The sequence below is a fragment of the Campylobacter insulaenigrae NCTC 12927 genome, from assembly GCF_000816185.1.
Classification (GTDB): domain Bacteria; phylum Campylobacterota; class Campylobacteria; order Campylobacterales; family Campylobacteraceae; genus Campylobacter_D; species Campylobacter_D insulaenigrae.
Genome location: NZ_CP007770.1, coordinates 780,317 through 797,678 on the forward strand (window position 1 = coordinate 780,317; position 17,362 = coordinate 797,678).

A 17,362-nucleotide genomic window follows, 5' to 3' on the forward strand; every position below is an offset into this window, starting at 1 on the left:
ATTGCGCTTCTCACTGATTCAACTCCTTGATTTTTTCTATATTGATCTCACATTGCTTGTAGTGATAAAAAAGTTCATTATAAGCTTTTAATATATCTAATTCATTTTCAACAATGGGTTTTTTTAAAGGTTCTAACTTTAAAAGCTCATTTGGTATTTGCACCTTTTGAATTTGAACCTTGGTTAAAACTTGTGTTTTATTCGAACAACCTATCAAGCATAGTATTAAAAAGCTTAGTAGTGTTGGTTTCATTACTTTTGGATATATAGTTTTTAACATCATCAACCTTTGTTTTGATTTGATTTTTTTGAATGTTTGCATTAGTAAGTACTTTTAATTCTTGCTCGTGTCTTATTTTCAACTCCCGAGTAATCCTCGTGAGTTCATTATTAATTCCTAAAGCTAAATTTAAATCACTTTGACTTTTTTCTAATCTTGCATTTGTGCTATCTAGTTTTAAATATAAAAACACATTAAGTGCAAGCATTAAAGCTAAAGCAATATAAAGCTTTGTATTTCCAAATAAAAATGACATATTGTTTGTAGTTTAAAGTAGGTTTTTGTATAATACTTTCAAGGGTTAGCCGTAGGTCTGACCCCCTATGGCTTAATCTAACCCTAGAAAGTAGGTGATTAATTTAAGCTTACAATCCACATAATCTCTACAATTATACTACTAAGTATGATTATAGTCAAGGCTTATTAACCTTGTTCCCCTTTTTTTAAGGGGATTATGTGGTAACCTACTTTAAATTTACTCCTTTCTTAATTTTTAAGCATAAGTCCATCGTGCTTTTTTGCCACGCGTATCAATATGCACAAAACCCATGTAAGGATTATCAAAATTATGCTTTATGGCAATTCCTAAAGGTTTATCATCATATGTTTTTAAAATATACTCATGCACATCTTCTGTTTTAACACCTTTAATTATAAAGTCCGCTGCACTTCCTGTGGTATGTTGACTTTTAGTAGCTCCTCCAACTTTAGCATTATGCTTGGGGCATCTATATCCACTATTTATAATCAAAGGTGAGTTAAAATGCTCTCTAATTTCACAAAGTATATCTATAAGCTCATCACTTGGAACATTAGCAGGCAATTCACACTTACCACATTTGCACTTAAATTCATTTTCTTTAAAATATTCATTTTTTTTCATTCATTCTCCTTTTGTGTAATTAAAAATAAATTAGCAAATTGTCCATAATCACTAAATAAATTATTTTGTTCATCATTGGCACTAGTATTACTTTGATAATAAGCTTTATAATAATCATCAAAAATATATCCAGCGTGATTTTCATCTTCTTTAGCGGTGCCAAAAGGTGGTAAAACTTGAGTGTTAAAAGGTATGGTTTCTTTAATCTCATCACCCTTAGCAACAATTTTTTCGACACTTAGACTATGAATATATACTTGTCCGTAATATCCAGTCCCTCTTACAAAAAATTTATTAGGTACTTCATCATTAAAAAGTATGATTTCAACTTCATATTCACCACTTTGATTCCATAAACAACAAGTATAATAAGATTGCTCATTTGCAGCACTATCATCAAAATTAAAATACCTTGCTAAAGAATTATGAATATTATGTCCTGAGGCTGGATATATTCCTGTAGTTTTAATTTTCCCTAAAACTTCATCTTTAGCTAATACCTGAGAGATACAATCTCCTCTTTGAGGTTGAGAAGTAGATGAAGTTCCTCCTATTCCACTTTTTTTGATTATAAAGTTACCTTCTTCTAAATTATCATTTCTATACTCATCAGTCATTATAGTATGTGCAAATCCATTAGAAAAAGCAAACAATACATCACTTAAACATCCTCCATATTGTCCTGAAAGAGTTTTTACTTTAAATTTTATTTTTGTGTATTCTTGGTTAGCTATTTTTTTCTTAGAAAACAAATCAAGCCACACTGAACCTCTACCTTGATTTCTTATACATAAATAAATAGTAGAGCTTTCCTCATTAACATAATTTATCAAGCTTCCAACTTCAGCTTTTATATCAGGATCTGGTAATTCAAAAGAAGTAACTATACTCCCACTTTTTTGAGGTAAATTACTTATAATTTCTTCTACTATAGGTTGTAATTCCTCTTTAGAAACATTTTCTCCCGTATCACCTTTTTCGCCAGCTTCTCCTTTTAAGGAAGCTAAAAAATCATCTTCGCTTTTTCCTTCATTTCCTTCTTTGCTAAGCCAAAGCTCATAAGCACTTTGTCCAGTATCTCCTTTTTCTCCTGCATCACCTTTTTCACCTTTATATTTACTACTTTCTAAAATTTCTAATACATTTTTTTTAATTTGTACATCATCTAGTTTTATTCCATTTTTATAAAGTTCTTTTAAAATATCTAAACTTTCATCAAATTCTTTATTTAATTCTTTTGCATTTTTGCTAATTTCTTCTAATACGGATTTCATTTAAACTCCTTTAAAAAACATTTAACAAGATGAAAACTATTGCATGCATGATAAAAAACAAAGGTTTTAAATCTTGAACATCCTAATTCTTGCATAGCTTCTTTTAAAGCCAAATCTGCTATTTTATAATCATCTCTTGAATTTGATTTTTGGCACAAATAATCATGTACAACAACCGCACTTAGATATTCAGGCGAATTAGGTGGAAAAATACTCCAAAAAATTCTAGGAATATTTGCTCCATTACTTGTAAAACCTTTTGGTATAGTAATTTTTAAATTACACAAACTAACTTCAAATTCCTTTTGAAGTTCAAATCTATCCTTATTAAAAGGCTTTACTATGACTTTTTTTAACATGCTAATCCTTTTTTGAATGCTTATCTTCTTTGATATAAACATTACTTTCTATGATTTTTGAAGTAAATCTTTTCATTTTTTCGACAAAAACATTATAAATATCCACTTCTTCTATTTTTTTTCTTGTTCTAATAGCTTGTATATTGATAACAATTGTTAGAATTTCTCCTAAAATCAAAAAACTAAAACTATAATCTACAAAATAATATAATGCACTAATTTGTTTTGCACCCAAAGCAAATATAAAAGGAACGCCAAGTAATAAAGTCTTAGCTAATAAATCTCCAAGCATATAAACTCTTAAAGAATCACTAAAAGTTAGAGTTTTAAAAAATCCAACGATAGCACTAAAAGTAAATATAGCTAGTAATGTTATAACTTGGGCGGTATTAATACCTAAAAATGCTAAAGATTGATAAAAAAAAGCCATTATCGCACTACCACTAAAAAGTAAAGTATTAGTTATGGCTTCTTGACTTGGATTTATATCTCCCATTTTACACCCTCTAACTCTTCTTTGGAAATTGCTTGCTCTACTTTTTCTTTAAGTGCATTAGCTTTAAAAGTGATTTCTTGAGTATTGTAAGCCACTGCTGCAGCAAATTGTAAAAACTCTTGCGGTGTAAAAATTACTTTTTTATCTTCAATATCAATCCAAACAATTTCTTTGATACTTCCTGATCTACTTTGCATATCAAGCATTAAATTAGTTACTGCTCCGTTGATATTGAGTTTGTCTTTTTGGCTTGTTTGGAAAGTATGTTCATTATAAACAATTCCACTTTCTAAAGCTTCATCTCTTTTAGCTCTTATTTCGTCAAGTTTGATTTCTTTAAGAGCATCTAAGCTTTTTTCTTGCACTCTGTATCTTATATGAAAGGTATTACTTGACTCATCAAGCCCTTCTTCCCTTATAAGATCTTGTGTTTTTTCATCAAAACTTGGCAATTCTTGCTCACTCACTCTAGCAAAACCAAGAGCTTTAAGCTCATCATCATTTAATTTATCTAAAAAATAAGTATCTTCTCCTTCTAAGCCCTCTAAATCAACTTTTTTTATATATACATTTTGGTTAAAAAAAACTTCTTCATCTATCTTATAAAACATTTACTCTCCTTTAATTATAAAAAAATGTTAAATTTCCTCTACATTGCAAATTACAATCTCTAGTATCCCATCCTCTACTAGCATTATGACTACCAGTTTGATAGGAAGAAAATTTAATTTTATTTGAGTTTATAGAACTAAAAACAATTTTCATTTTTATAGGTATTTTTTTATTAGCTTCATACTTCCTTGCTGTTCCATATAAAGTATGTGAATTAGAATAATTATTCCAAGTTAAGGCTATGGAATTGGCTGAAGTTCTATTATTCATATTATAAGCACTCCAAACCTCTCCTATAACTAAAACTTCTTTATTTGCTAAATTAGCAGGCACCACATATTCATTAGGTCTTACTAGATTATTTAAACTAAACATATAATTATAATTAGCCACGCCTCCGCCAAGTTCTGGAGGTAAATCAACTTGAAATATTGAATTTGCAAGCATTAGAGCATTCATGTTAAGACCTTACTAATCTGATGTTATTTGCTGCTATACAAAAGTAAGCAAAGGTCTCAGTTCCACTAAAACCACTTTGAGGTATTCTAAAATTAAATGGGGCTTTAAAGGCTGTAACATTTTGGCAATTGTGTATGGTTATAGTCCCGCTTTTGCCTGCCCCACCCCAATTAGCTACTCCTAATTGAGTTCCAGCATTAGCAATTAGCTCAAAATGCTGAGCTTGGCTTAAGTCCATGTCTATTAATCCTACTGCTCCTAGATTTTTAATCCCACCACCATAATCTACATACCACTTTCTAACCAAATGTGTATCAGCTGTTGGATCAACCGCACAATTTGGAATAAGCTTAAAAGTAGTATTTCCATTTAAATTAGTAGTTCCATTTGCCGTTAAAGCACCACTTAAAGTTATATTTCCGTTTATTGTCTTGTTTCCTTCTATAGAAACTTTTGTTTTCAAAGCCTCATCTAACATTTTTTTATTTACAAGTCTTTTTTCTTCTAAAATAGTTTCTAGCTCTTCTTTTTTACCATTTAACTCTTCTTGAATTTGGCTAATTTCTTCTTCAAGTTTTGTTTTTTCTTTTTCTAAGGAAGAAACATCACCTGATGGAACTTTATTAAGTTCTTCTTGAATTTGATTTTTTATATTTTCTAATTCATCTTTTTTGCTATTTAGTTCTTGTTCTTTTTCTAATACTTCATTCTCATGTTTTTCTTGAACCTCATCTTTGCTTTGCAAATCACCAAGCAAAGAAAGTATATATTTAATATCTTCATCTTTTTGATCAACCCAAATATATGGATCTATTTTTAAATCTTGTTTTAAAACCCAAGTATTATCATCTGTTGTTCTTACATATACAAAATACTCCCCAGTGCTTTGTTTTTTCCAAATGTCACCTAAATTAGCTTGGCTTGGCTCTTCTTCACTAATAAAAGCAGGATTTAATTCTCTTGGTAAGGCTGGATTTATCCAAGTTTTATTTTTTAAAACTTTCTCGCAAACATAAATTTCTCCTTCTGTGATGTCTTCCTCGTTAAGAGGTTTAAACCAAATAGCACCTTCATTCTTTTGATTAGGTGGATTTTTTTGTATAAAATTAATAGTAGGATTTTGTAAAAATTGTAAAATTTGACATGTAGATTTTTTAAACCATATTTGATTTATTTTTGGATTAATTGGCTTATTGTCACTACTTGCATAATCAAAAGGATATACCACTTGCTCATAAAGCTCTTCAAGAATTCTTAGTTTTTCTTTACTTAAATTTTCATAAGAAGATAAAGCATCTTTTACTTTTTTTTCAAAATCGCTCACATGCTCTAATATATATTCATCTATCTTGTCTTTACTATTGTATAAATATTCTCTTATGGCTATTATATCTTTACTTGCTTGTTCTAAAGTAGAATACAACATAAGATTAGTAACTCTTGGATTCATCATTATTCTCCTTTTTTAAAATTTGATTAATTTCATTTTGTGTATTGATAAGGCTTAGAAGTTGTTGTAAAATTTTAGCTGTACTTTTAATATTATCTTTATTGATTAATGTTTCTATGATTAGTTGTTCATTGTTTGATATATCTTTTTGACTAAGCTTTATTATATTGCTTTCCCATAAGAATCGTTCGATAGAAATATTGTGTGCTAAAGACTGGCTTAAAGCAAGATAATCAGCTCCCAAGCAATTATCATTTAATCGCTCTATAATTTCATATCCTTTTTCATCTATAATGTTTAAGACTTCTTTAGTTTTATCTTGAGTGTGCTTTAAAATTACATTTTCTAATTCTTTTGAATATTCTAAAAGATTTAGCTTTTCTTCGTTAGACTTTAACTTAATTTCTTCTAATCTTAACTTTATGAAATTCACAAGTTCATCTGATTTTTGCTCGACAAAAAAACTCACCTCGTTAATTTGTTGTGCTAATTCATTTAATTCATCGCCAAAAGGATTTAAAGATCTAACAAAAATATCAGCATGTTTGTCAAAATCTATTGGATTTTCTAAATTTGGAGCTTTTGGTAATTTGTTTATTTTAGTTGTTATCGTTTTCATTTATTTTCTTAGCCTTTATTTTTAAAAACTGCCCATTATTGCCCTCATCTTGCATATTTAAAATTTCATACTTTTCATTTTTAAATATAAAAAAATAAGACATATCAAGTTCTAAAAATCTAATTACAAATTCGCATTGATACAACCTACAAGATATATTATTGTGCTCTTTGTTTTCTATAATTAAATTTTTACAACTTGCAAAAACTTCTTTAACAAATACTTCCTTTTCATGATCTAGTTCTTGGAATTCATTCTTAATTTGCTCTTTTTTGTATATTTTTAAACGATGTTTTAATGCTTTTGCATTCATAATAGTCCTTAAAAAAATGTTATTTTGTATCTATTTATAAGAGCTTTACTTACATTAGGAAAATTTGTATTTTCAAAAGCATGCAAACAATAATTTTTTAGCCAAAGTTTTATATCCTCAGGTGCTATATCATAACCTAAGCTTACAATCATTCTTCCACTACCCTCACAATATAAAACATTAGAATTTGTTTTAAATTCTGCTTTAAATTGTGCATTTTCTAAAGAATTAAATGGAGCTAGCACTACTCTTTCATTAAAAAAAGATATTTCATAATTATTCTTAACCAATATACGATTAGTTCTGTTTTCAAATTCTGTTATGGCAGCCTTCAAGGATTGATTTAAATTTTCATCAAACACATCACTGTCTATTCTTAGAAATTCTCTTAATTCTTTAATATCTACAAGAGTTTTTTCAGGTACATTTAATTCTTTGATAATCATTTTTTACCTTTGCCTTTTTTGTTTTGCAATTCTTCTTCTACTTGCTCTTCTTCTACTTGCTCTTCTATTATCTTTACAATATTTTTATTTTTAAGGTGTAGAGCTTCTTTATCATCAAGCTCCACAACATCGCCTTTTTTATAAAAAACATCTCCGCTTAAACATAATAAAAACTCTACTTTTTTCATATCTTAGACCTTAATGAAATTAAGATGGGGTTACAATTTTACAAATTGCTTCATCTGTAATTAGTTTTGCATCAAGTCTTGATCTAACTTTAATCCCAACTAAATCATTTTGAGCATAAAGCTCATTTAATCTTGTAAAGCTCATAGTTTCTCTATCCCAAATTTCATAAAAACTAAAATCACCAAAAATAGCAGGAGTTTTACTTGCACCAAAACCATCTAAAGAAGAACAATAAGTCACTTTTTTACCTAAAATAGTGTCATATCCACCTGAACTAAGTGCTGGCATCCACAAAGGCCTACCATCACCATCTACTAACTTATAAAGTGCTTTCATAAAATCATCCCCTACAAGCCAAGAAGCATTAGTTCTATACGCACTCTTTAGAGTAAAAAACGCATCTATTACATCATTACTTGTAATACCGCTATTACTTGCTAATTCGTATTGTGTTTTTGTATTTATAATACCTGCTGGTTTTTTATTTCCATCGCCTTTTATAAATGCTTCTTCCTCTGTTTGTGCGATTTTTTCAGCACTTTTTCTAATTAAAAAGCTTTCTAAATTTGAGATATTGTCATTTAGTAATTCTTCACTAATCTTAATAATACCCCCGAGTTTGTGAGCTCCAATGGTTAATTTTGAAAAAGAAGCGTTGGCTTCATTAAAATTAGCCATTTCATCAATCCATCCAAAACCGCTTATATCTTCAAGTATTGGTATGTCTTGATTTGTGGATGATTTTTGAACCGTCGCAAGTTTTCTAATCACACTAAGATCTGTTAATTTTGATCTAATTTTTGATTGCAAAGTTGTAGGAACTAAAACTCCACCTTTATCTGTTGCACTTTCATTTAATGCATCTCTTTGCAAAGATTTATCGATAATTCCGCTTCTTAAGTATTTAACAAAAGATTTCATAGAGTCTTTTTCATCTTCTCGTTGTGGATGTGGATTTTGTTCCAATCTTACACTTACAACTTCATTTAAAAAACTCTCTCTTTTTTGTTCTTCTTCAAGCCTTAAAAGCTCATTTCGTTTGCTTTCAAAGTCTTTAACCATTTGGTTATATTTTTGCTCTTCTTCTGTGCTAAATGTTCTTTTTTCATCTTTTGCTTTATTAGAAAGTTCTGACATCTGCTTATGTAAAGCACCTATATCTTCTCTTATTTTTTGCATTTTCTCTCCTTTTAAAGTGTTTTAATCATAAGTTCTAGCTCACGATCTCTAGCTTGAGCTAAAGCTTTAGCTTCTTTTTGAGATTGTTCATCAAAAAAACGTTTTTTTGCATTTTTGTCAGCACCTTTCCAAACAGCACTGAGTTCAAAAATTTCAAATTCATTTACAAGAATTTTTTTAGGAATACTGTCTTTATCTGTAGTTTTTTTTAAGATTTTATACCCTATAGATACATCACTTAAAATTCCATCTTTGTATTTTTTAAAAATATTTTGACTTTTTTCATCTTTAGCAAAAATACAATCACAAACTAATTCACCATTTTCAATTCTTATATTCTCAATTTTTGCTATAGCATTATCTACACTTGGTTCATGATCTTTAAAAAGTGTTCTTAATTCGCTATATTTCGCACCACCAACATCCAATTCTTCTATGTATTCACCTAACTCCCAATCCCAACGCATACAAGCATTAGAATTTGAAATCATTACAAAACTTAAAATACTTTCAGTTTCATCTACACTTTTAATTTTTGCAGTATCTGATCTTATAAGGTTCATGTTTTTCCTTAAAAATATATTTTGCAAAGATTTTATAAATTTTTTGAGGCGTTAAAGTGCGTGTTAGATTAAATTAGACCTTGTATATTTAATTTAATTTGTAAAAAATCATAATCTTCAATAGGAGCTGAATAATCTTTTAAAATACCAAATGTAGTTAATTTTTTAAAACCATTTTCGCTTTCATCTGCTATAAATAAAGTTTTTTTATTGTAAATGCTTTCAATTAAATTATCATAATAATCAAAATGAACTTTTTCTAAGGCAATTATGAATTCTAAAAATTTAGCCCTTTTACCATCTACTACAGTAGTATGCCCCCATTCATTTGTATTTGTTTTAGAATAATTAAGATAAGTAAGATTAGCAGGGTGTATAGTAATACCTAATTTTTCTTTTTTGCCCAAAAGTATATGTCCAACATTAGCTATGTCATTTAATGCGTAAAAAGTAATTTCTATCTTAGAATTAATTGGATAATCAAAAAAGATGAAATCATCTTTGTTGATTTTAAATTTACCAAAAAAATATTCCCACCAAGTGCGTGATTTTTTAAAAAACATAGATTTTTCATAAATAATTCTTTTATCTAACGTTTGAATTTTAATTTTAGATATATTTGCATTTAAAATAGCAAAAGCGTCAAAACTTTCTTTTGTATCTATAATAACACTCCAAGTTTTATTATCTTTGCTTTGAGTATTTATTTCATCATCAAAACATGCGTTTTCATTTGTTGGTCGCATTTTTACCCATTTGTCAAAATAAATATCTGGTTCTTCATGTTTGTCTTCATCATTTGCACTTTTGTAAACATAACCCTTAAAAGAAACCTCATCATTAATTTTATAAGTATTTTCTTTGCTCCAAAGTGGTGTTTTATCTTTGCTTATGGTGTTTTGTTCTATTATGAATTCTAAAGGTCTAACTATAATCATTCTTCAATCCTTTCTACGATTTCTCTTGTTTGTTTTGTGAGTATTGACATATCCATACAAAGTCTTTTAATGCCTTTATCTACATTATCTATTTTTGTAATTAGTCCATCAAATTTAGAATTTAATTGCTTAAAACCATTATCTATGCCTTTAAAAAGAGCTAATTCTAATTTTTCAAACATATTAGAAACATCAACCTTTAAGCCTTTGCCATCTTTTAATGGAATAATAGCTTCAGGATATCCATTTTCTCCTATAATGGCATTTGTTTTTTGTGTTATTATTCCACCATCTGCAAAGGCGACCGCTTTTTTATTTGGATTTTTTATTTCTTGATTTAAAGCATCATCTACTTTATTAGAATTGTTTTGATACGCAAGTAAAGCATATTTTAGATTTTCTATAGCAGCTACACTTAAAGAACTGCCATTTTTCAACTCTTTAATCATACCATCTAAGTATTTTGCTATAGGAGAATCTTCTCCAAGATACTTAATCATTTCTTGAACTTCTTTTTGACTTTGCTCTAAAAGAGTTTCTCTATATTTTTTTAATTCTTCTAATGTCATAGAAGATGTGTCTTTTATAGTTTCTTGAAGTTTTTCGTTTATTTTTTCATTTTCTAATATGATTTTACTAATCTCATTTTGTATGGTATTTAAATCAGCTTCACCTCCTAAATCTTTCATATCATTTGCCATTTTTAACATTTGAAATTGATATTCTTCATAGGATGAGGAATTTCTTAAATCATTTGCTTTGGCACTTGCTGCTTGTTTTAATTCTTCAAAAGAAGAGGAATTAAAATTATTATTTTTAAAATCTTCACTAGCCTTTTTTAGTAACTTCTCATAGTTTTTATTTATCATTTGCGGTGTTTGAATAGTTTGTTTAATTAAATTATCACTAAAGCTAGTAAGAGAAGATAAAATATTTTTTTGGTTATTTAAATTTTCTAAAAGTTTGTTATTTTCATTAATTTTAATTTTGGCATATTCTTTTGAATTTTCATCTTCATACGCTTTTATAAGTTCATCAACCTTAGCTAACTCATTTAAGTGCTCTGATGAAAAAATCAAGCCACCTTGTTCTTTCATTATTTGCTCAAAGGAAGTAATAATGGATATTAATTGTTTTCTAAGCTCAGTGTTACCAGTGCTTAAAAAATCATTTATTCCATCATATCCAAGATTTAATAACTTATCATTAGCATTAAAAATATCTTTGAAAATATCTTGTTCTTCTTTGCTTAAATCATCTTTTAAACCACCCATTATAGTAGCATACTGATTGAGTAAATCATTAACTTTAAAAATACTAGTATCTAGTCCATTAACGCCAGCAAAGCTTTGATTTATCTGCATTAACTCACTTGTTTTATTGATAATAGTTTGTAAGATATTATTTACTTGCTCATTTGCATTTGCTAAGGCTTGTAATAATTGTTCCCAAGCTTCTACATTTTCAGCTGAAAAATCATTTCTTAAGCTTTCATTATAAGCCTCATTAAGTTTATCTAGTGAAATTTGTGAAATATTTTTAAATTCATTTTCTTTTAGCCCTAATATATCAAAACCACCACTTATATTTCTAATGGCAGTTTTTAATCCATACATAGTATCATCAAGAGTAATTTTAGCTACTTTTACAGGATCATTTTTATATATTTGACTTAAAATATTACTTTGCATACTCATAAACTGACCAAATTGCTTAGAAAGTTGCTGTGCATAAGATATATTTGCTTCTTTAGCAGCTTGCTGTATGGATTTAATTTGTTCGTTGATTAATTCTTTATCATTAGTGTTTAAAAAACTTTTTAATAAAGCATTTGGAACGGCTGTATCTATAAGAGAATTACCGCTATATTTTCCAGCATTTATCTCATATTTGTCTAAATTTGCCCCTAGCTTTTCTAATAATGCATATTGATTGTCTAAGAATAAATTAAGCTCTTTTATCTTTCTATCATTTATATTTTGATACTCAGTCCAGCTTTTTTTGCTAAACCACCCTTTCTTTTGATAATCAATATAGCTTTGTAAATTTCCTTGTGAGAAATGATCTTTAAAATTTATATCTTGCCAAAGTCTTAGACCGCTTCCGGTAGCTTTAGTTTTTCCAAAAATTCCACCTATAACACTGCCTAAAAGACCTCCTACTAAAGTACCTATGCCAGGAGCTATCAAAGAACCTAAAATCCCACCTATAGCACCGCCATTTCCAGCATGAGTATCAGTTTTAAATAACATATCCCCAAGTTTTCCTATTCCATAACCTAAAAGACCACCACTTAATGCATTAGTTGCTAAACCACCAACAAAACCCAAAGTAGATCCAATACCACCACTTAAAGCTCCATTCATTCCACTAATACCTAAAGAACTCCACAAAGCACCAGAGCTAAAAGATGTTAGAGCGGTTGATCCAAAAAAATTACCAAGATATGCACTTCCTAAACTTAAAATATTACTTCCTAATGTCCCTATATTCTTTATTAAATTAGAAAAATTTTGAAATACAGAAGTAAAGCTATCACCAATACCACTAAAATCAAAACTAGTAAAACTTTGTATTTTTTCAAATGTAGAACCACTTAAAATACCTTCTAATGCATTAAATCCACTTAGTACATTAGATACACCATTTAATACATCTTGTCCTTTTTCAACCTCTCCACTAGAAGATATAACAACTTCTTTACCATCTACAACACCTGTAAAATTTCCATTATTATCTTTTTTTAAGCCCAAATCTTGAGAAATCAAACTAACATTTTGATAAGAATTGTTCACACCCATTAATGAATTTGTAAAAATGCCTGATATTGAACCACTAATAGAACTAATGGCAGGTGATAGCATATCCATAGCCAAAGATTTACCTAAACCTATGAATAATTCTTTTAAATTTTTTATTTTTCCTTCTATGAAATCAAAAAAACGGCTTTCTATGGTTCTTTGCATATTTGCTATCATCTTAAGATAATCATTTTCTACATTTTTAAATGTTTTTGATGCGTTTTTTTCTACATTTAAAAAAGCTTCTTTTTGTGTCTTTATGAGTTTTTTAAGATCTTCTTCATCTAAAATATCTATAAATTTTTCTCTTAATTCTATTTCTTTTAATGCCCAAGCTTCTTGTTTTTTACCAACACTTTCATAAAATTCAAGCATTAAACTCTTATAGGATTGAAATTCTTTTTGGCTTTCTTTTAAATCCAGATCTATAATCATTTCTTCTTTAGCTTTTTGTATGGTTTTGCCATCTAAACCTATTTTTTTAAAATGTTTCAATTTTTCATTGATAGCTTCTAAGCTTTTTTCATACTCACTCATAGTGATTTGTGAAAGTTCTTTGAGTGCTTGATTTTGCTCTTTTATGATTTGTGTATGCTTTTCTTGAGCAAGTTTTGCTTTTTCTTCTTGCTCTAGTATTTTTCTAACCTCATCTGCTTTAACAGCATGAGCTAATGCATTAGATATAATATCAACTTGCTCTACTAATGCACTATTTTGCTCCCAATTGCTAATACTAACAAGTTCTAATAATTTTTTATTTAAATCATCTAAAGCCTTGTTTGTTTTTTCCAACTCCTGACTTTCTATTTTTGGAATTTGAATTTTTGTTACTAACTCAACTGCATCATTTAATTCCTTATTAAGTTTTTCTACACTCCTTAGTTTTACTTCCTCTTTTGCGTTTTGCTTAATTTTTTCATCTAAAAATGCTATTTTTTGAGCTACATTTGCAATCTCTCTTGCATCTTCGACACTTTGTTTTCTAATATTTCCCATAAAAGAAAAATCTATTTTTTGCAAATAAGAAACTGCGTTTTTATATTCTTCGCCTATGAAATCAAATGAATATTCTTTTAAAAAATTACCTATTGTATTTTGAAATCTTCCAATATCTGATATACTTTCTAATTCTTTTTCTAATTCATCTTTTTGTTTTTTTAAATCCTCTATATCCAAAATTTCAATCTTTCTTTTAAAAGAAGAATTTAATTTTTCTGTTTTCTCATATGCTTTATCCAAAGCATCTTCTATAGCAAATAATCTTTCTATTAAAACTAAAGGTATAGCGTTCTTAGCAACATTTGATAGTGCTTTAAATCCTTGAGATAAAACAATAGTCCTTTTATTTACTTCACTTATACTTTGAGCATTAGAAAGCAGTCCAACTCTTTGTAAATATAAAGCATTTTTAGCATCTAGTATTGAAGCTTTTAACTCTAAAAATCCTTTGGATAAAATCGGAGCTATTTTAGAATATATCTTCAAACTAGCAAAAGCCAAAGAAACATTAATAAGTATAGGTGTTAAGCTTTGAAAAGTTTTAATAAAACTAGAAATGCTATCTTTATTTTCTTCCATATAAATATTTAGTTTTAACAAGCTTTCATTTACACTTTCAAATATAGGCTTACTTAAATCTCTTTTTAATTTATCTATATTTGATTTTAAAAGTTTAATATTATCTTCATAACCTCCAAGAGCTAGCTGAGCAACCTTAACATTTTCACTTGTTTTTTGAATAATTAAATTATATAAATTACCATTTGCATTAGCTTCTTTAATAGCTTCATTGGTAAGTCCGATTTGTTTTAAAAATCTACCAAGATCAGAACTTGATAATACAACTCCATTTCCAAGACCATCTATTGTCATTTTAAGCTGTTCTACTCCAAGACCTGATATTTTAAGAGTTTGCATTAAATTTTCAAAAGATTTTATGCTTTCATCAAAATTCATATTTTTTGAAACACCAGCATAAAAACTAGAAAAAATATCCGCTAAATCTGATACTGCATATCCTGACTTAGAAGATAAATTATTAAACTGTTCTAGTGTTTTAGCACTTTGTTTTAATGATAATTGGTATTTTTCTTGTATATTTAATGTCTTGCCAAAAGATGCAACATTAGATGAATTTACTGCGATTAAAGAAGCTATATTTTTCTTTGTCTTTTCATATTGGGAATTTAAATCTATAAAAGATTTGGCATAATTGCTTACGCTATCAAACATAGCTTTATAACCATGATAGCTTTGCACAAAATGTGCATTCATGTTCAATACAGCTTTAGATAAACCCAAAAAACTTTCTTTAACATCTTTTGTTTTTTGATTTAGATTAACAAAGCTTTGACTTAGTTTATTAACGCTGACAACTCCTTTGTTTGTATCAACACTTATGCCAACTTTTACATTTTTTGCCACTTTAATTTCCTTTTATGTTAATTTAGCTAGAATGAAAATAAAAAAGGTATTAGGATGTTTTTTTACTCTTATGAGCCACTTACTTTTGCAACTTTGTTGTTTTTGCTTGTGGTATTTTTTATGGCTAAAACTAAGAGTAAAAAAGAATTTAAAGAAAAGATTATTGATAAAGAGCTTGCTGATTTTGCTAAAAATATTGATATTTTTTTCAAAGAAAATAAGCCCACAAAAACTTTGCTTAGTAGACAAACTATACAATTTGCTATAAAAAATAATCTTTTTACAGTTTCTATAAAAAAGCAGTTTTATCAGATTTTGCAAAAGTATCCAAATGAGAAAGAATTTATTATAGAGTTTAATCATAATTTATTATCCTAATAGCTCTAAAAAGTCTAAACTTAATTTTTCTAAATCTATGTTTTGATTTTTCTTAGCACTTTGCTTAATTGATATTGGTTTTAAATGCTCACTTAGTAAAAAATCTTCACATTTATTTTTAACACCCATAAAGGATGCAATCATACTAAGCAAAATGCTTATTTGTATTTCATTTCTATCACAAGCTAAAGGCTCATTAGATAAAAATTCCATCCATTCGTTAAATTCAGCTTGTGTGATGCTTTGTTCTAACTCGCCTATTGTTTTTCCTAATGCAAGGGCTAGGCGATATTTTAATCGCCCTTGCTCTCTTGCTTTGGGACTTCTACACTAAAGGTTAAAATTTCATCAGCTATTTTAGAAATAATCATAAGTGCATTTTGATTAAGTTGCGTGATTTCTTTTTTGCTTAATCTTGGTTCTACAAGTCCTTTTAAAACAACTTCAGTTCTAAAATTAGAATTATTACTTATGGCTTCTATATTGATTTCATTAGTATCATCCCCATCTTTACTATCTTTTTTAAACTCTATTTTATGATTTTTCATAAGCTCATATTGTTCTAACATGGAAAGTTGCTTTATGGTTATTTTTTCATCAATACCATCAACATTAATTTCTTTTGTTTTAAGGGAATTATTTTGTAAAAAATCTTTTAAATTCATCTTTTTCTTCCTTTTTGTGCAAAATTATTGTTATTAAATTCTTCCTCTGTAGCAGATGAAGCTACTCCACTGCTTTCATCACAAGTATATTTTTTTCTTATATCTTTATTTGCTGGATACGCTAGCGTTAAAGGATTTGGGTAAAAATAAATTGTTTTACCTTTTAATTCCTCATAAGATTGTCCTTGGGTTGGCTCATTTTCAGTCTCATGAATGATATTTTCATCATTTTCTTTTTCCCACTTGTTTTCTTGTTCTTGCTCACTATCTATAAATTCTTTACTCTTATCAAAAACTTGCTTTTTAGCATGTGGACATACCCCTCTAACACTATCAAAAATATATATAAATCTCTCATCATTAATTTGTGGTGTTTTTAAGGTGCTTGCTTTTGGATAGTGATAAACTATTTTTGATTTTTTATCTGAATAGACATTACCAACTACTAATGCATCGCTAGTATGCTCTATATTTTCTCCATCTTCAAATCTAAAAGGAGTGATGTCTTTTGCTTCTCCTATTTTTTCTGCTGTGATATTTGCACTAAATTTATTGTTAGCTTCACTAGTAACTTCAAAGCCTGTTATTTTCATTTTTATTTTTAAAGTTGTTTTTCTTTCATCATTAACCTCAACAATGATAAAAACTTCTTCATTTTCTTCAAAAGCCTTTTCAAGATAATTTACTCCTTCAAAATCTTGTGTTTTTCCATCTTTTGCAAATTTGTAAAGTAAAGACATATTTACAGTAGCACTTGTTTTTTTACCTACTGCATTTAATTCTTCATAGTCTCTATCATTAATTGGGCTTAGTTTTTGACTTTCTCTACTTCCTCCTTTAAGCCCTGAAATGCTAGTTAAAAAACCTGCTTGTATTGGTGTAGAACCAGCAGCTTCCATAGCTCTTGATAAAACCAATACTCTAAGTCCTTGAACATCTGGTGCATTTGAAATTATTTTTTCTTTTGGCATTTTTACTCCTTGTTATAAAATACAAAGAGATTTTAAAAAAACTTTGAGGCGTTAAAAGGCGTA

Annotated in this window: 21 protein-coding genes; 1 reads left to right on the top strand and 20 read right to left on the bottom strand. The window is 28.3% G+C overall.

Features of this window, described 5'->3' with window-relative positions; genetic code table 11:
• Positions 1-10: 10 nt before the first annotated feature.
• The 17 genes from CINS_RS04085 to CINS_RS04165 form a co-directional block, all read right to left on the bottom strand.
• Positions 11-217 carry a hypothetical protein gene (locus CINS_RS04085; protein ID WP_235362643.1) on the bottom strand — a complete coding sequence of 69 codons (207 nt, stop codon included), beginning with the start codon at positions 215-217 and terminating at the stop codon, positions 11-13.
• Positions 198-536: a hypothetical protein gene (locus tag CINS_RS04090; protein WP_039650085.1), complete on the bottom strand. Its 339-nt coding sequence runs from the start codon at positions 534-536 to the stop codon at positions 198-200. Before CINS_RS04090 ends, CINS_RS04085 begins: the two co-directional genes overlap by 20 nt.
• 237 nt (positions 537-773) lie before the next feature.
• Positions 774-1,163, bottom strand: coding sequence for a peptidase, M15 family (locus tag CINS_RS04095; protein WP_039650087.1), 390 nt, complete (start codon positions 1,161-1,163; stop codon positions 774-776).
• Positions 1,160-2,437, bottom strand: coding sequence for a hypothetical protein (locus CINS_RS04100; protein WP_039650089.1), 1,278 nt, complete (start codon positions 2,435-2,437; stop codon positions 1,160-1,162). Before CINS_RS04100 ends, CINS_RS04095 begins: the two co-directional genes overlap by 4 nt.
• A complete protein-coding gene (locus tag CINS_RS04105; RefSeq protein ID WP_039650091.1) occupies positions 2,434-2,796 on the bottom strand; it encodes a DUF1353 domain-containing protein in 363 nt (120 codons plus the stop codon). Before CINS_RS04105 ends, CINS_RS04100 begins: the two co-directional genes overlap by 4 nt.
• A gap of 1 nt (position 2,797) precedes the next feature.
• On the bottom strand, positions 2,798-3,292 hold the full coding sequence (locus CINS_RS04110) for a hypothetical protein (RefSeq protein ID WP_039650093.1): 495 nt from the start codon (positions 3,290-3,292) through the stop codon (positions 2,798-2,800).
• Complete coding sequence (locus tag CINS_RS07630) at positions 3,280-3,903, bottom strand: DUF4376 domain-containing protein (RefSeq protein WP_052251968.1); 624 nt, start codon at positions 3,901-3,903, stop codon at positions 3,280-3,282. Before CINS_RS07630 ends, CINS_RS04110 begins: the two co-directional genes overlap by 13 nt.
• Positions 3,904-3,913: 10 nt before the next feature.
• Complete coding sequence (locus tag CINS_RS04120; RefSeq protein WP_039650095.1) at positions 3,914-4,363, bottom strand: hypothetical protein; 450 nt, start codon at positions 4,361-4,363, stop codon at positions 3,914-3,916.
• Between the two features lies 1 nt (position 4,364).
• Entirely contained in the window at positions 4,365-5,816 is a 1,452-nt protein-coding gene (locus CINS_RS04125; RefSeq protein WP_170161463.1) for a hypothetical protein, read from the bottom strand.
• Entirely contained in the window at positions 5,794-6,432 is a 639-nt protein-coding gene (locus CINS_RS04130; protein WP_039650098.1) for a hypothetical protein, read from the bottom strand. The genes CINS_RS04125 and CINS_RS04130 overlap by 23 nt, the downstream gene beginning before the upstream one ends.
• Positions 6,413-6,745 carry a phage head completion protein gene (locus CINS_RS04135; protein WP_039650100.1) on the bottom strand — a complete coding sequence of 111 codons (333 nt, stop codon included), beginning with the start codon at positions 6,743-6,745 and terminating at the stop codon, positions 6,413-6,415. The genes CINS_RS04130 and CINS_RS04135 overlap by 20 nt, the downstream gene beginning before the upstream one ends.
• An 8-nt stretch (positions 6,746-6,753) precedes the next feature.
• Positions 6,754-7,191: a head-tail connector protein gene (locus CINS_RS04140; protein WP_039650102.1), complete on the bottom strand. Its 438-nt coding sequence runs from the start codon at positions 7,189-7,191 to the stop codon at positions 6,754-6,756.
• Positions 7,188-7,379 (bottom strand): hypothetical protein, encoded by a 192-nt coding sequence (locus CINS_RS04145; RefSeq protein ID WP_039650104.1) that lies wholly within the window; start codon positions 7,377-7,379, stop codon positions 7,188-7,190. The genes CINS_RS04140 and CINS_RS04145 overlap by 4 nt, the downstream gene beginning before the upstream one ends.
• 19 nt (positions 7,380-7,398) lie before the next feature.
• Entirely contained in the window at positions 7,399-8,559 is a 1,161-nt protein-coding gene (locus tag CINS_RS04150) for a phage major capsid protein (protein WP_039650105.1), read from the bottom strand.
• Between the two features lie 11 nt (positions 8,560-8,570).
• The gene (locus CINS_RS04155) at positions 8,571-9,122 is read right to left on the bottom strand and encodes an HK97 family phage prohead protease (protein WP_039650107.1); all 552 of its coding nucleotides are present in this window, start codon (positions 9,120-9,122) and stop codon (positions 8,571-8,573) included.
• Between the two features lie 68 nt (positions 9,123-9,190).
• Positions 9,191-10,060, bottom strand: coding sequence for a hypothetical protein (locus CINS_RS04160; protein WP_039650109.1), 870 nt, complete (start codon positions 10,058-10,060; stop codon positions 9,191-9,193).
• Positions 10,057-15,285 carry a coiled-coil domain-containing protein gene (locus CINS_RS04165; protein WP_039650111.1) on the bottom strand — a complete coding sequence of 1,743 codons (5,229 nt, stop codon included), beginning with the start codon at positions 15,283-15,285 and terminating at the stop codon, positions 10,057-10,059. Before CINS_RS04165 ends, CINS_RS04160 begins: the two co-directional genes overlap by 4 nt.
• A 54-nt stretch (positions 15,286-15,339) precedes the next feature.
• Between CINS_RS04165 and CINS_RS04170 the strand changes: the two genes are divergently transcribed.
• Positions 15,340-15,663: a hypothetical protein gene (locus tag CINS_RS04170; protein ID WP_039650113.1), complete on the top strand. Its 324-nt coding sequence runs from the start codon at positions 15,340-15,342 to the stop codon at positions 15,661-15,663.
• On the opposite strand, the gene CINS_RS04175 is transcribed toward CINS_RS04170, so the two are convergent.
• From CINS_RS04175 to CINS_RS04185, 3 genes are read right to left on the bottom strand one after another with little or no spacing between them, the layout of a single operon-like run.
• Positions 15,655-15,924 carry a phage tail assembly protein T gene (locus CINS_RS04175; RefSeq protein ID WP_442861390.1) on the bottom strand — a complete coding sequence of 90 codons (270 nt, stop codon included), beginning with the start codon at positions 15,922-15,924 and terminating at the stop codon, positions 15,655-15,657. The genes CINS_RS04170 and CINS_RS04175 overlap by 9 nt on opposite strands.
• A gap of 32 nt (positions 15,925-15,956) precedes the next feature.
• Entirely contained in the window at positions 15,957-16,328 is a 372-nt protein-coding gene (locus CINS_RS04180; protein ID WP_039650117.1) for a hypothetical protein, read from the bottom strand.
• On the bottom strand, positions 16,325-17,299 hold the full coding sequence (locus CINS_RS04185) for a hypothetical protein (protein ID WP_039650119.1): 975 nt from the start codon (positions 17,297-17,299) through the stop codon (positions 16,325-16,327). The genes CINS_RS04180 and CINS_RS04185 overlap by 4 nt, the downstream gene beginning before the upstream one ends.
• Positions 17,300-17,362 lie beyond the last annotated feature (63 nt).

Excerpts from the sequence above, each read along its gene's own strand:
- CINS_RS04090 (WP_039650085.1), bottom strand. The coding sequence starts at position 536 with ATGTCATTTTTATTTGGAAATACAAAGCTTTATATTGCTTTAGCTTTA.
- CINS_RS04095 (WP_039650087.1), bottom strand. The coding sequence starts at position 1,163 with ATGAAAAAAAATGAATATTTTAAAGAAAATGAATTTAAGTGCAAATGT.
- CINS_RS04100 (WP_039650089.1), bottom strand. The coding sequence starts at position 2,437 with ATGAAATCCGTATTAGAAGAAATTAGCAAAAATGCAAAAGAATTAAAT.
- CINS_RS04105 (WP_039650091.1), bottom strand. The coding sequence starts at position 2,796 with ATGTTAAAAAAAGTCATAGTAAAGCCTTTTAATAAGGATAGATTTGAA.
- CINS_RS04110 (WP_039650093.1), bottom strand. The coding sequence starts at position 3,292 with ATGGGAGATATAAATCCAAGTCAAGAAGCCATAACTAATACTTTACTT.
- CINS_RS07630 (WP_052251968.1), bottom strand. The coding sequence starts at position 3,903 with ATGTTTTATAAGATAGATGAAGAAGTTTTTTTTAACCAAAATGTATAT.
- CINS_RS04120 (WP_039650095.1), bottom strand. The coding sequence starts at position 4,363 with ATGAATGCTCTAATGCTTGCAAATTCAATATTTCAAGTTGATTTACCT.
- CINS_RS04125 (WP_170161463.1), bottom strand. The coding sequence starts at position 5,816 with ATGATGAATCCAAGAGTTACTAATCTTATGTTGTATTCTACTTTAGAA.
- CINS_RS04130 (WP_039650098.1), bottom strand. The coding sequence starts at position 6,432 with ATGAAAACGATAACAACTAAAATAAACAAATTACCAAAAGCTCCAAAT.
- CINS_RS04135 (WP_039650100.1), bottom strand. The coding sequence starts at position 6,745 with ATGAATGCAAAAGCATTAAAACATCGTTTAAAAATATACAAAAAAGAG.
- CINS_RS04140 (WP_039650102.1), bottom strand. The coding sequence starts at position 7,191 with ATGATTATCAAAGAATTAAATGTACCTGAAAAAACTCTTGTAGATATT.
- CINS_RS04145 (WP_039650104.1), bottom strand. The coding sequence starts at position 7,379 with ATGAAAAAAGTAGAGTTTTTATTATGTTTAAGCGGAGATGTTTTTTAT.
- CINS_RS04150 (WP_039650105.1), bottom strand. The coding sequence starts at position 8,559 with ATGCAAAAAATAAGAGAAGATATAGGTGCTTTACATAAGCAGATGTCA.
- CINS_RS04155 (WP_039650107.1), bottom strand. The coding sequence starts at position 9,122 with ATGAACCTTATAAGATCAGATACTGCAAAAATTAAAAGTGTAGATGAA.
- CINS_RS04160 (WP_039650109.1), bottom strand. The coding sequence starts at position 10,060 with ATGATTATAGTTAGACCTTTAGAATTCATAATAGAACAAAACACCATA.
- CINS_RS04170 (WP_039650113.1), top strand. The coding sequence starts at position 15,340 with ATGTTTTTTTACTCTTATGAGCCACTTACTTTTGCAACTTTGTTGTTT.
- CINS_RS04180 (WP_039650117.1), bottom strand. The coding sequence starts at position 16,328 with ATGAATTTAAAAGATTTTTTACAAAATAATTCCCTTAAAACAAAAGAA.
- CINS_RS04185 (WP_039650119.1), bottom strand. The coding sequence starts at position 17,299 with ATGCCAAAAGAAAAAATAATTTCAAATGCACCAGATGTTCAAGGACTT.